10 protein-coding genes are annotated in these 12,744 nt (G+C 69.5%); 3 read left to right on the top strand and 7 right to left on the bottom strand.

The features are described 5' to 3' along the window. Positions 1-66 precede the first annotated feature (66 nt). The gene (locus tag E5P2_RS15355) at positions 67-1,308 is read left to right on the top strand and encodes a CaiB/BaiF CoA transferase family protein (RefSeq protein ID WP_162567997.1); all 1,242 of its coding nucleotides are present in this window, start codon (positions 67-69) and stop codon (positions 1,306-1,308) included. Further along, positions 1,305-2,936, top strand: a complete 1,632-nt coding sequence (locus tag E5P2_RS15350; RefSeq protein WP_162567996.1) for a class I adenylate-forming enzyme family protein — start codon at positions 1,305-1,307, stop codon at positions 2,934-2,936. Before E5P2_RS15355 ends, E5P2_RS15350 begins: the two co-directional genes overlap by 4 nt. Here E5P2_RS15350 and E5P2_RS15345 read toward each other — a convergent pair. Next, positions 2,933-3,799: a PaaX family transcriptional regulator gene (locus E5P2_RS15345; protein ID WP_162567995.1), complete on the bottom strand. Its 867-nt coding sequence runs from the start codon at positions 3,797-3,799 to the stop codon at positions 2,933-2,935. The genes E5P2_RS15350 and E5P2_RS15345 overlap by 4 nt on opposite strands. A gap of 57 nt (positions 3,800-3,856) precedes the next feature. On the opposite strand from E5P2_RS15345, the gene E5P2_RS15340 reads away from it, so the two are divergent. Next, positions 3,857-4,597 (top strand): FadR/GntR family transcriptional regulator, encoded by a 741-nt coding sequence (locus E5P2_RS15340; RefSeq protein WP_162567994.1) that lies wholly within the window; start codon positions 3,857-3,859, stop codon positions 4,595-4,597. Here E5P2_RS15340 and E5P2_RS15335 read toward each other — a convergent pair. From E5P2_RS15335 to E5P2_RS15310, 6 genes are all read right to left on the bottom strand, one after another. Further along, on the bottom strand, positions 4,582-6,264 hold the full coding sequence (locus tag E5P2_RS15335) for an AMP-binding protein (protein ID WP_162567993.1): 1,683 nt from the start codon (positions 6,262-6,264) through the stop codon (positions 4,582-4,584). The two genes, E5P2_RS15340 and E5P2_RS15335, sit on opposite strands and share 16 nt — an antisense overlap. A gap of 27 nt (positions 6,265-6,291) precedes the next feature. Beyond that, the gene (locus tag E5P2_RS15330; RefSeq protein WP_162567992.1) at positions 6,292-7,266 is read right to left on the bottom strand and encodes a Bug family tripartite tricarboxylate transporter substrate binding protein; all 975 of its coding nucleotides are present in this window, start codon (positions 7,264-7,266) and stop codon (positions 6,292-6,294) included. 103 nt (positions 7,267-7,369) lie between these two features. Further along, positions 7,370-8,521 (bottom strand): CaiB/BaiF CoA transferase family protein, encoded by a 1,152-nt coding sequence (locus tag E5P2_RS15325; RefSeq protein ID WP_162567991.1) that lies wholly within the window; start codon positions 8,519-8,521, stop codon positions 7,370-7,372. Between the two features lie 58 nt (positions 8,522-8,579). Further along, positions 8,580-9,416, bottom strand: a complete 837-nt coding sequence (locus E5P2_RS15320; RefSeq protein WP_162567990.1) for an enoyl-CoA hydratase-related protein — start codon at positions 9,414-9,416, stop codon at positions 8,580-8,582. A gap of 31 nt (positions 9,417-9,447) precedes the next feature. Beyond that, the gene (locus E5P2_RS15315) at positions 9,448-10,428 is read right to left on the bottom strand and encodes a Bug family tripartite tricarboxylate transporter substrate binding protein (RefSeq protein ID WP_162567989.1); all 981 of its coding nucleotides are present in this window, start codon (positions 10,426-10,428) and stop codon (positions 9,448-9,450) included. Between the two features lie 122 nt (positions 10,429-10,550). After that, positions 10,551-12,743, bottom strand: a complete 2,193-nt coding sequence (locus E5P2_RS15310; RefSeq protein WP_162567988.1) for a molybdopterin-containing oxidoreductase family protein — start codon at positions 12,741-12,743, stop codon at positions 10,551-10,553. Position 12,744 lies beyond the last annotated feature (1 nt).

Raw genomic sequence — 12,744 nt, 5'->3', positions numbered from 1 at the left:
GTGCGGCGGGCTGTCGATATGATACACATATTGACTGTATCGTCAATGTTATGTAGCATGACAAACATGAACACATCGACCGCTCCTTCCGCCCCCGCCCCGTCCGATCGCGGCGAGGCCCGACCCCTGCGCGGCGTGCGGATCGTCGAACTCGCGCACTGGATGGCCGGACCGCTGGCCGGCGGCCTGCTCGCGGACTGGGGCGCCGACGTCATCAAGGTCGAGCCGCCCGGCGGCGAACCGATGCGCACCATCTTTGCCTCGATGGGCGCGCGCAGCGGCACGCCCAACGGTGCCTTCATCGCGGCCAACCGGGGCAAGCGCTCGATCGAACTCGAGGTCAAGACCGAAGCCGGCCGCGAAGTGCTGGACCGTCTGCTCGAAGGCGCCGACGTGCTGCTCACCAACCTGCGTCCCGATGCGCTCCAGCGCCTGGGCCTCGGCGCCGACGCGGTGCGCGAGCGCTATCCGCGCCTGGTCTATTGCACGGTCAGCGCCTATGGCTGGGGCGGCCCCGACCAGGACCGGCCGGGCTACGACATCGCCGCCTTCTACGGCCGCACCGGCATCGCGCACGAGATCACCACCGCCGGCACGCCGCCGGCCGCGCTGCTGCAGGGCATCGGCGATGCGTTCACGGCACTGGCCGCCGCATCGGGCGTGATGGCCGCGCTGATGGAGCGCGGGCAGACCGGCCACGGCCGCTTCGTCGAAGCCTCGCTCATGCGCACCGGCATGTGGGCCCTGGCCGGCGAACTCGGACAGCAGGCGCTCGGCGGCAAGCCCAAGCCGCCGCGCCCGCGCGACGAATCGCGGACACCGATGTACAACTCCTACCGCAGCTCGGACGACCACTGGTTCTTCCTCGTCGGCGTCGAGGCGCGGCGCCATCTCGGGCCGGTGCTGCGCGCCATCGGCCGCGGCGAGCTCGTGGACGACGAGCGCTTTCGCGATGCGCGCGGCATCGGCACGAACAGCCGCGAACTGATTGCGTTGTTCGACGAGGCCTTCAATGCGCAGCCGCTGGCCTACTGGCGCGCGAAGTTCGACGAACACGAAGTCTGGTGGGCGCCGATCCAGACGCCGGCCGAGGTCATGGACGATACGCAGGCCGAGGCCATCGGCGCCTGGGTGCAGGTGGGCGAGGCCCGGTCGGTCGATGCGCCGCTGCGCTTCGACGGCATTCACCGCGGACAGGTGCCGCCGCCGCCGGAGTCCGGCGAACACACCCGCGCCGTGCTGGAAGAACTCGGCTACGGCGCCGCCGAGATCGACGGCCTCGCGGGCCGGATGGGCGGTGCGCAATGAGCACGCTGCAGCAAGCTTCACCGCCCGTGGCCGCGCCTGCCGATATCGACACGCCCGATGCATCGCAGCGCTGGGGGCGCACGGTCGAAACCGTCACGGTAGCCGGTCACCCCTGCCGCGCCTACGCACACCGGCCGCGCTCGATCCCCGAATTGCTGCGCGATGCGCGCCGCTGGGGCCATCGGCCTTTCGTCATCGAAGGCGAACGCAGGCTCGACTTTTTGGCATTCGAAGCGGCGGTGCAGCGCGTGGCCTCGGCATTGCGCGCGCGCGGCATCGCGCAGGGCGATCGCGTGGTGCTGCTGGCCTACAACTCGCTCGAATGGCTGGTGGCCTTCTGGGCCTTGCAGTCGCTCGGCGCGGTGACGGTGCTGGCGAACGCCTGGTGGGGCGATGACGAAACGCGCGAGGCGCTCGCGACCGTCGATCCGGTTGCGGTGCTGACCGATCGCGAGGGCGCGCGCGCGCTGGACCCATCCTTCCGTCCAATGGATCTGCGCGCACTGCGCTCGGTGATCGATGCATCCGAGTCCGTGGCTGCGCTGCCGCCGACGCGACTTTCGGAAGACGATCTCGCCATCATCATGTTCAGCTCCGGCACCACCGGCGTTGCCAAGGGCGTGATGATGTCCCACCGCGGCGTGATCGCGAACATCCAGAACCTGCTGGCGCTCACCGGCCGCCTGCCCAACGAACTGCCGATGGACAAGCCGGGCACCGTCAGCCTGCTGACCGTGCCGCTGTTCCACCTGGCCGGCATCCAGATCAGCCTCTCGACCTTGCTGTCGGGCGGTTCGCTGGTGTTCCTCGAGGGGCGCTTCGATCCGCTGGCAATCCTGAATTTGATCCAGCGCGAGAAGGTGCGCGTCTGGGGCAGCATTCCGACCATGGTGTCGCGCGTCGTCGAACACGAGCGCTTCGCCGAGTTCGACACCTCGAGCCTGCGCTCGATCCCGATGGGCGGCGCTGCGATCTCGGTCGAACTGCGCGAGAAAGTGCAGCGGGCCTTCCCGGCGACGAAGAAAAGCGTGGGCAGCCTCTACGGCCTGACCGAGGCCGGCGGCGTGCTCGCGGCCGGTTCGGGCGACGACGTGAAAGGCCGGCCCGGCTGCGTCGGCAAGCCCTTGCCGGTGGTGGAGCTGCGCATCGCCGATGCCGATGCGAGCGGCGCGGGCGAGATCTTCGCGCGCACGCCCACGGTCACCCTCGGCTACTGGGGCGACCCGGTGCCGATCGCCGACGCCGATGGCTGGGTCAAGACCGGCGACCTCGGCCGCGTCGAGGACGGCCATCTCTATGTGGTCGGCCGATCGAAGGACATCGTCATCCGCGGCGGCGAGAACATCGCCTGCGCGCACGTGGAGCATGGCCTGCAGACGCACCCCGATGTCGTCGAGGTCGCCGTGGTCGGGCTGCCGCATGCGGACCTGGGCGAGGAGGTCGCGGCGGTCGTCGTGCTGCGCGAAGGCGCATCCGCGAATGTGGAAGACCTGCGCCGCCATGCGGCGGCGCATCTCGGAAAATTCGAAGTGCCCTCGCGCTGGTGGCTGCGCAGCGAGGCGCTGCCCACCAATGCCACGGGCAAGATCTTCAAGCGCGATCTGCCCAGGCAGTGGGCGGGTGACTAGCCGCTCTGGCCCTGCACCTTGCGCCAGTGCGCATGCGCGGCAGCGCGCCACTTCGCGCGCAGTTCGTCCAGCCGCTCTCCGGCGCGCGTGCCTTGCCAGTCGGCCGGCAGCAGGGCGGCCGGAAGTCCCGGGTCGATCGACGGCAGGCGCTGCAGCGCGTTCACGAGTTCGATGTGGGCGAAGAAGACGTCCTCCTCGTCGCGCGGCCGCAGCTCCCGGAAATGCTGCACCAGCACCTCGTAGTGCAGCGAGAGCGCGTCGAGGTCCCAGGCCTGCGCGACCAGCTCGCGCTCGGCAACGCCGAAGCCGAGCGACTGCGCGTTGAAGGCAACCGTGTTGCCGGCAAGGTCGAGTTCTTCCACCGCCGCGCGCGCCGCCTCGGCGCGATCCGCGTGCGGGCCGATCCACAGGCCCGGTCTGGGGCTGCCGAAGCCGAGCCAGCTCAGCGCCCGGTACAGGCGCAGGCGATCCGCTCGCCGCGATTCCGGCAAGGTGATGTGCAGCACGACCCATTCGCCTTTCCAGGCGGCCGTGGCAGTGCGGATCGAGCGCACGCGCTGCGAGCCTTCGCTGATCAGCTGCGTGGCGCGCTCGGTCATCCGCCAGGCCGCGCGGCGGCCGTCGCGGTCGTTCTCGATCCATCCGGCCGCGGCAGCGCGCGCGATCGCCTGGCGCGCCGCCTTCTCCGCGATGCCGACCCCGGCGAAGGCGTACAGCAGCGTCGAGGTCCAGGTGGGCGCGTGCGACGGGTGCACGAATTCGCCGAGCAGGGTGAGCAGCACCGAGCGCGCGCTGCCCGGGCCGATGCGCGGCGCTGCGGCGGATTCCGCCGGCGATGCCGTGGCGGTGCGATCTTCTTTCATGCGTGTGCGACGGCAGTGGTTAGCATAGGGAGAGCAACATTGGACGAAACGCTACGAATGCCACAGACACAACAGTCCCGGACCCGGGCGGCGCTGCGATTCAAGCCGGTGATGGGCACCCGGCCCGCCGATGAGATCCAGGCCCAGATACGCGCCTTGCTCGCCAGCCATCGGCTGAAGGCCGGCGACCGGCTGCCTTCCGAGCGCGATCTGTCGGAGCAGTTTAGCGTCAGCCGCAACTCGGTCCGCCAGGCCCTGCGTTCGCTCGTCGACAGCGGCCTGCTGGAGATGAAGAAGGGCGCGGCCGGCGGCGCCTTCATCCGCGATGGCGGCGGCGACGCGGTGCTCGCGGGGATCTCCGATCTCTATTCGCTCGGCACCATCCAGCCGGAGCATCTGACCGAAGTGCGCCTGTTGATCGGCGTCGAGGTGGTGCGGCTCGCGTGCCAGCGCTGCACGCCGGAGGAGGTGGATGCGATCGAGCGGAACGTCGTGCTGGCCGAGCAGGCCGCGAAAGAGAACGACTTCGCGCGGCGCACCGCCATCAACCTCGAGTTCCATCGCATGCTCGCGCGGATGACGCGCAATCCGCTGCTCATCACGCTGACCGATGCGGTGACGGCGATCACGGCGAAGTTCGTCAACGAGGTGGGTCCGACCTCGAACCGCTCGGTGATGCCGCTGCGCCGGCAGCTGCTGGGCCATCTGCGCGCGCGCGAAGCCGACGCGGCGGCGCAGAAGATGCGCAACCACCTGTTGCGGCTGCAGAAGATCTACCTGGCTCAGATCGCGGGCTGATCCGCGCGGGGCCGCGGCGCGCGGCCGGTCTCCGGCTTCACGAAGGGCTCGGCCACCAGGCGCGCATCGCCGATCATGTCGCGCAGCGCGAACTTCTGGATCTTGCCCGAGGCCGTGAGCGGAAACGCATCGACATAGAACCAGCGCACCGGCGTCTTGTAGGCAGCCAGGCGCGCGCGGCACCACGCATGCAGTTCCTCGGTCGCCGGCACCGGCGACGCGTCGGGCTGCAGCCTCAGCACGGCGGCCACCACCTCGCCCCATTTCTCGTCGGGCAGGCCGATCACGCTGGCCTGCGAGATGGCGGGATGGGCGCAGAGCACCTCTTCGATTTCACGCGGATAGATGTTCTCGCCGCCGCGGATGATCGCGTCCTTGAGGCGGCCGGTGATGCGCAGGTAGCCCTCGGCATCCATCGTCGCCTGGTCGCCGGTCTTCAGCCAGCCATCGGCGGTGAGCGCGCCGTCGGCGCCTTCCGGCATGTCGAAGTAGCCGAGCATGGTCTGGTAGCCGCGCGCCCAGATCTCGCCCTGCGTGTCGAGCGGCAGCACCCGGCCGGTGGCGGGGTCGGCGATCTTCACCTCCATGCACGGCGCCGGCTGGCCGATGGTGCTCGCCTGCTGCTGCGGCGGATCGTCGGGAAAGGTCTGGCAGATCACGCCGTTGAGTTCGGTCTGGCCGAAGGTGATGGTGAGCTTCGCATCGAAGGTCTCGCAGACGTGGCGCACCAGGTTCGCCGGCACCGTCGAGCCGCCGCTCATGAAGGTCCCGAGCGATCGCAGGTCGCGCTTCGGCCGCTCGGGATGGTCGAGCAGCGCGACCAGCATCGTCGGCACGGCATGCACGTGGTTGCCGCGCTCGCTCTCGATCAGTGCCAGCATCACCGCGGCATCGAAGGCGGGCTGCATGACGAAGGTGCCGCGTTGCGAGAAGGCGCCGAGCTCGCTGCCCGCGCAGCCGCCGACGTGGAACAGCGGCATCGCGCTCACCCACACGCCGCCTTCCGGAAAACCCACGCGCATGGCGCCGAAGCGCGAAGCGTTCACCACGCCCCGGTGGTGCAGGCAGGCGCCCTTGGGCTTGCCGGTGGTGCCGGAGGTGAACTGGATCTGGATCATCGAGGCGGGATCCACCACGGGCAGTTCGATCGCCGGATCGCTGCTCGCCACGAACGCGGGCCACTCGGAGAAGCAGAACACCTCGCGCAGCTCGGGCAGTTCCGCGCGCAGGCCGGCCAGCATGGCGCCCATGTCGTTGCCGCGGTAGCGGCCGCTGTGGAAGATGCCGGCCGCGCGCGAGGTCGCGAGCACATGCCGGAGTTCCGATGCCAGGTAGGCCGGGTTGATGGTGACGAGCACCAGGCCGGCCATCGCCGCGCCGTGCTGCAGCAGCACCCATTCGGCCGAATTCGCGGACCAGACCGCGACGCGCTCGCCCGGCTCGAACCGGCGCAGCAGCGCGCGTGCCACCGTCTCGGCGGAATCGAGCAGCTGCCGGTAGGTCCAGCGGCGGCGCGCGGCCGGCTCGGGTGTGCCTTCGACCAGCGCCGTGCGCTCGGGCACCTCGCGCGCGAGCTGGCGCAGCAGGCCGCCGAGGCTGAGCTCCCAGACCTGCTGCGAAGCATCGGCGGCCCAGAAGGATTCGGAGAGACGGACTTCGCGGCGCATCGGCAAGGCTTCTTTCGGGCGAGCGGGTTATTCGGGGCGCAGCTTGGCGACCTGAATCATCTTCCTGGCTGTCTCCACGTCGTCGTGGATCGACTTGGCGAACTGCTGCGGGTTCTGCAGGCCGGGCACGATGGAGGCGCGCGCCATGAACTCCACGATGCGCGGCGCGGCGCTGGCCTTCGCGATCTCGTCGTAGAACTTGTTGACGCGCGCAGCCGGCGTGCCGGCCGGCATCAGGAAGCCGTACCACACGCTGGCCTCGAAGCCGGGCTGGCCGATCAGCTCGGCGATCGTCGGCGTGTCGGGATAGGCCGCCAGCCGCTTGCTGGAACCAACGGCCAGCAGCCGCAGCGCGCCGGTCCTGATGTGTTCCGCCGCGGCGGGGACGGAGACCAGGCTCACCTGCACCTGCCCGGCCAGCACGTCGGTCAGGGCCTGCGCGGTGCTCTTGTACGAGATCTCCTGCAGCGGCAGGCCGGTCTTCGCCTTGATCAGCTGCGTGAAGAGCTGGCCCGGCGAGCCGACGCCGGACGCGGCGTAGTTGGCCTTGTCCGGATGGGCGCGGAAGTAGGCCGCCATCTCCTGCCAGGTCTTGAACGGCATCGAGCTGGCGGTGACCGCCACCAGCGGCACCGCGCCGACCCGCGCCACCGGCTCGAAGCTGGACGAGGCGTCGAAGGCCGGCGTCTTCTGCAGCAGCGTCGCGATGGCGAAAGGCGGATGCGCGGCGACCATGGCGGTGTAGCCGTCCGGCGCGGCCCGCATGACGACCGTGCCGCCGATGATGCCGCCCGCGCCTTCGCGGTTCTCCACCACGACCGGCTGCTTCAGCTCGGTGCGCAGCACTTCCGCGTACTCGCGGGCCAGCTGGTCGATGCCGTTGCCCGAGGCGAAGGGCACCACCAGCTGGATGCGCTTGGTCGGGTAGGCGTCCTGGGCGCCGGCGCACAGGGCGAAGGCCGCGGCAGCCGCGGCGACGAACAGTTGAACGGATTTTTTCACTTGAGGGTCTCCATCGAGGGCGACGATCCATGCGCGACGCCATGGCCGAATTATGGGTGACCCATTGAAGGAAGTCAATCGCGCGCGCTGCGGCGAGGCAACGTCAGACGCGCGGCAGGTCGAGTTCGCGCAGCACTTCGTCGGTGTGCTGTCCGAGCAGCGGCGGCGCGCGGCGGATGGTGCTGGGGTTGGCCGACAGGCGAATGGGATTGCGCAGGATCGGCACCTCGCCCGCGGTGGGATGGGTGACGGTCTGCACCATCGCATCGCGCACCGCCGGGTCGGCGAAGACCTCCTCGAAATCGCGCACCGGCGAGAACAGCGCGTCCGATGCGCCGAGGCGTTCGGTCCACGCGGCCAGCGTGCCGGTGGCGAAGGCGGCCGCGAGTTCGGCATCGAGCAGCGCGCGGTTCTGCAACCGGTCTGCATTGGTCCGGAAGCGCGGGTCATCGCTCAAGGCATCGCGGCCTGTCGCGGCCAGCAGCGCCTTCCAGTACTTGGCCGTGTGGGCGACCACCATGACATGGCGATGGTCGCTCGTCTCGTAGGTGTTCCACGGCGCGATCTGGTAGTGGGCATTGCCCAGCCGCTCGGGCGTCCTGCCGGTGGAGAAGTAGTAGCCTTCGCGCGGCACCATCGAGAACACGGTCGCGTCGAGCATCGAGACATCGACGCGCTGCCCTTCGCCGCTGGTCTTGCGCGTGTACAGCGCGGAGAGAATGCCGATGGTCCCGAACAGCGGCGGCACGAAATCCGAGATGAGAACGCCGGTCTTCAGCGGCCCGCTGGATGCCGTGCCGTTGAGCTGCATGAGTCCCGACATGGCCTGGATGACCGGGTCGAGCGCCGGCCTGTCGCGGTACGGGCCGTCCTGCCCGAAGCCGGACAGGGCGCAGTAGATCAGGCCGGGATTGCCTTCGCGCAATGTCTCGTAGCCGATGCCGAGCTTGTCCAGCGTGCCGGGCCGGAAGTTCTCCACCACGATGTCGCACTGCAACGCCAGCGCCTTGAGCATGGCGATGCCGTTGGCCGTCTTGAGGTCGAGCACGATGCTGCGCTTGTTGCGGTTCAGGCTCAGGAAATAGTCGCTCTCGCCGCCCGGCCGGTTGACGCCGATGTCGCGGCTGGTGTCGCCGGTGGGCGGCTCGACCTTGATCACTTCCGCGCCGAGATCGCCCAGCAGCATGGTGCACAGCGGCCCTGCGACCATCTGCGTCAGGTCGAGCACCCGGATGCCGTCGAGGACAGCGCTCACAAGATAACCTCCGCCCTGCGGGCTGCGGTGCGAGCGCCTTCGGGCGGCCGGGCGGCGCTCATTGCAGGCCCTTGAAGCGTGCAGGACGTCGTTCCTGCAGTGCGGCGACGCCTTCCTTGTAGTCGTCGCCGCGCATCAGCTCGGCGATCAGGCGCTTGGAGTCCTCGACGCAGGCGCCGACATCGAGTTCCATCAGTTCCGCATAGAGCTGGCGCTTGGTCGTCAGCGCCGCTTGCGGCGAGACGGTGCGCGCGATGGAACGTGCGATTTCGGCGACGCGGCCCTCGAATTCGTCGGGCGCGAACACCGCGTTGAGGAAGCCCATGTCCTTCGCTTCCTCGGCGCTGAAGATGCGGCCCGTGATCAGCACGTCGGCCGCATGCGTCACGCCCATGAGCCGCGGCAGCAGCCAGGCCAGGCCGTATTCGGCCGGCAGGCCCAGGCGCGCGGCGGCCGTCGTGAGCTTGGCGCCGGCGACGCCGTAGCGCAGATCGCAGAAGCCGGCGATGGCCACGGCGATGCCGGCGCAGGCGCCGTTGATCGCCGCGATGACGGGCTTCTTCAGGCCCCAGTGCCAGACCAGTTCGTGGTCGTATTCCTGGCGCACGCCGTGGCCCGGCTGCGCGTACTGATCGGGCCGCACGGTGGCCACGTAGTCCTTGTCGCCCTCGGCGTAGTAGTCGAGCGCCTTGAAGTCGGCGCCGACGCAGAACTGCCTGCCCGCGCCGGTCAGCAGCACCACCTTCACGGCCGGATCGCGGTCGGCCTCGCTCATGATCCAGCGGTATTCCTGGTTCATGCGCGAGGTCCATGAGTTGCCGCGGCCCGGGCGGTTGAAGCGCACCGTGGCCACGCCGTCGTCATCGACGCCATAGGTCGTCACCTTGAGTTCCATCGGTCTTCCTGGTTGTCTTGGAGGTTGCGGTCTATCGCTCGCGCTTCACGCCGAGCGCCTGCAGCAGCTTGCGCGATTCCTCGGCGTCATGGCGCACCTGCTCCCGGAACTCGCGCGGCCCGACGAGCACGGGCTCGGCGCCGAGCGTCGCCGTCAAGGCCACGATCTGCGGTGACGCGGCAGCCTTGGCGATCTCGGCATGGATGCGCTCGGCGAGTTCGGGCGGCAGGTCCTTCGGTGCGAGGAAGCCGTACCAGACGCTGGCTTCCAGGCCCGGCTCCTTGACCACTTCGGCCACGGTCGGGATGTCGGGCATCAGCCTGGAGCGCCTGGCCGAGCCGATCGCCAGGCCTCTCGCCTGGCCCGCCTTCAGCTGCGTCAGGGCCGCGGGAAAGGACGGCATGTAGAGCGCGGTCTGCCCGCTGATCAGGTCCGTCATCGCCTGGCCGGTGCTCTTGTACGGCACGGCGACGATGTCCAGGCCCAGCTTGCGCTTGATGACCTCCACGTTCATGTTGCTCGGCGTGCCGACGCCCGACGAGGCGTAGTCGAGCTTGCCCGGATGGGCCCTGGCCTCGGTCACCACATCCTCGAAGCGCTGGAAGCGGCTGTTCCGGCCGGTGATCAGCACCATCGGAATGAGCGCCACCTTGGCGATCGGCGTGAAGTCGCTGGCCGGGTCGTAGGTCGCGGCTTCCTGCATGTAGGGCGCAACGGCGAAGGGGCCGTTGGCGGTGAACAGGAGCGTGTAGCCGTCGGCCGGCGCGCGCATCGCGGCGACGGCGCCGATCGTGCCGCCCGCGCCTTCCTTGTTCTCGACGACGACGGCCACCTTCGTCTGCTCGCCGAGCCGCTGCGCGAAGCCGCGGGCCATGACGTCGAGGCCCGAGCCGGCGCCGAAGGGAACAACGATGCGGATCGGCCGTGAAGGCCATGCGGTCTGGGCGCAGGCGCCACCGGCCAGTGCCAGTGCCGCCATCGCGCCCGCGAGAACGCGGCTGAGCTTGTGCATGAGGATCTTTCCTGTCGATGGCCAGGGCGCCACCGTGACGACGATTCTAGGTATCGTTCTCAAAAGGGCACAGTATTCTCATATGAGATTAAGCGGCCTCGAAGAGGCTCCCTCCTGCGGTCTCACGCGGCGTGCGCCGCCGCCTGCACCGACACCGGGACCGCACTCATGCGCGGAATGCCGCTGATCGGGTCGCGCTCGTCCATGTCGAGCAGCCGCGTGACCGAGCCGAGGCTGCGCTCGGGGTCCGCCGTGCCGATGGAGATCGGTGCGCCGAAGCCATGCACCACCGAGACCACGCCCTGGCGCAGGTTGTCGTCCGCTTCGATGCGCGCCAGCATGTGGCCGCAGCGCGAGCGCACCGTGACCAGGTCGCCGTCCTTCAGTCCCAGCGCCGCGAGGTCGCGCGAGTGCATGCAGGCCGGTGCATGCACCTTGCCGCCGCCGAGCGCGGGCAGCGTCTGGCCGACCGAGTTCATGGTGTTGTTGGCGCGCCGGCACACGAGCTGAAAGGGCAACGCCGGGTCGGCCGCGGGTTCGGCGCCGTCGGCCTGCAATGCGGCCAGCTCGTCCATCATCATCGGATTGCCGAGCTGCAGCATGGCCGTGTGGCCGGGCTCGCGCGGCTGCACGCGCACGTCGATGTCGTACACATGGCCGTGCGGATGCGCCTTGACCTCCTCCAGTGCGATGCGCGAATCCGTGCAGGCGAGCGCGATCAGTTCGTCGTTGTCCGGCGTGCGCGACATGTCGAGCGGCATCGTGCGTGCCGGCCCCTCGGTGTTCGGGCCCTGGCCGCGCGCATTGACCCAATCGAGCTGCAGGCCCATTCGCTGCGCCAGGCCGAAGATGAAGGCGCCGTCGTCGATCAGGTCCGAGCCCGGCGGCACCGGCACCACCGCCGGCGTGTACTGCGCCCACGGGATGGCATAGCCGCGCGAGACGCCGCTGTACTTGAGCGATTCGACCTTCTGCGAAGTGCCCGGCACTTCGAGCGACAGCGGCGGCGGGATCACGTAGTGCGCGAACTGCGCGGTCGCGGTCATCTTGTAGTCGAACACGACCAGCAGTTCCAGCTTGCGCAGCGCGGCTTCCGTCTTCGCCTGATCGGGCCAGGACAGCACCGGGTTGCCGCCGAGGCAGAACAGCACCTTCACCTGGCCTTCGCCGTCGAGCAGGATTTCGTCGGCCAGCGCGGCGGTCGGCACGCCGCTCGCGTTCTCCATGAGGCCATGCACGCGCATCGGCCGATCGCTCGCCACCGGGTAGGGCGCATAGGGCTGCGCGCGCGGCGTGAAGGCCGGCAGCAGCACGTTGGGGAAGGGCGCCGGCTCGCCCTCGCGCGCCCAGCGGCCGCACAGCGTGTTGAGGCACAGCGCGAGGTAGTAGCTGAGGTTGCTGTGGGTGGAAAAGCTCGGCCCGGTCGAACACACCACGCCGCCGCGCCGGCCGCGGCCGAAGGTGCGCGCGGCTTCCAGCAACCGGTCCTGCGGCACGTCCGCGCGCTGCGCGACGAAGGCCGGCGTGCAGCCGGCGACGCTCGCCTTCAGCGCCTCGAAGCCCTCGGCATTGGCGCGCACGAACCCGGCGTCGTACAGGCCCTCGTCGATGAGGATGTGGATGATCCCGGCCAGCAGCACCGGGTCCTGGCCGGGCCGCGGCTGCAGGTGCACGTGCGCGCGTTTCGCGGTCTCGGTGCGGCGCGGATCGATCACGATCATCTTCATGCCGCGCTCGGTCGCCTGTTTCAGGCGCACGCCCGGGTTGTTCAGCGGTGCGCCGTTCGACTTGGCGATGACCGGGTTGGCGCCCACGATCATCCAGGTGTCGGAGGTCTCGAAGGTCTGAAGGCCCGCATGCCAGTTGCCGTGCATCGCGACCGAGGTGTATTCGGCCGGCTTGTCGATGCTGGCGGCGGAGAAGGTCATGCGCGACTGGATCGCGCGGAAGAAGGCGCGCGCGATCGGCGCGCCGGCCGGATGCGAGACCGGGCCGGTGCCGCTGTACATCGCGATCGAGCGCGGGCCGTGGGCGGCCAGGATGCGCCGCACCGTGGCCGCGACCTGGTCCATGGCCGCGGCCGAATCGACGACGTCGAAGGCATCGCCATCGCCGCGCTTCAGGCACTGGAGCAGCCGCTGCGGATCGTTGTGCTGCGCCGGCAGGGCGCGGCCCTTGGGGCAGGTATAGCCGTCGAAGGCCGGTGCCTCCGGATCGCCGGTCACCTTGATCGCGCGGCCGTCCTCGACCGTGACGAGAATCGGGCAATACGCAAGGCAGTTGCGGCACATGCTGGGCGCGGTGTGGGTGGCCATG

It is taken from the genome of Variovorax sp. SRS16 (assembly GCF_901827165.1).
GTDB lineage: Bacteria > Pseudomonadota > Gammaproteobacteria > Burkholderiales > Burkholderiaceae_C > Variovorax.
Note: the sequence above shows the minus strand (reverse complement) of the source record. Positions and strands in the feature narration are given on the sequence as shown.

Bases quoted from the DNA above. Each gene is read 5' to 3' on its own strand.
- E5P2_RS15355 (WP_162567997.1), top strand. From the start codon at position 67: ATGAACACATCGACCGCTCCTTCCGCCCCCGCCCCGTCCGATCGCGGC.
- E5P2_RS15350 (WP_162567996.1), top strand. From the start codon at position 1,305: ATGAGCACGCTGCAGCAAGCTTCACCGCCCGTGGCCGCGCCTGCCGAT.
- E5P2_RS15345 (WP_162567995.1), bottom strand. From the start codon at position 3,799: ATGAAAGAAGATCGCACCGCCACGGCATCGCCGGCGGAATCCGCCGCA.
- E5P2_RS15340 (WP_162567994.1), top strand. From the start codon at position 3,857: ATGCCACAGACACAACAGTCCCGGACCCGGGCGGCGCTGCGATTCAAG.
- E5P2_RS15335 (WP_162567993.1), bottom strand. From the start codon at position 6,264: ATGCGCCGCGAAGTCCGTCTCTCCGAATCCTTCTGGGCCGCCGATGCT.
- E5P2_RS15320 (WP_162567990.1), bottom strand. From the start codon at position 9,416: ATGGAACTCAAGGTGACGACCTATGGCGTCGATGACGACGGCGTGGCC.
- E5P2_RS15315 (WP_162567989.1), bottom strand. From the start codon at position 10,428: ATGCACAAGCTCAGCCGCGTTCTCGCGGGCGCGATGGCGGCACTGGCA.
- E5P2_RS15310 (WP_162567988.1), bottom strand. From the start codon at position 12,743: ATGGCCACCCACACCGCGCCCAGCATGTGCCGCAACTGCCTTGCGTAT.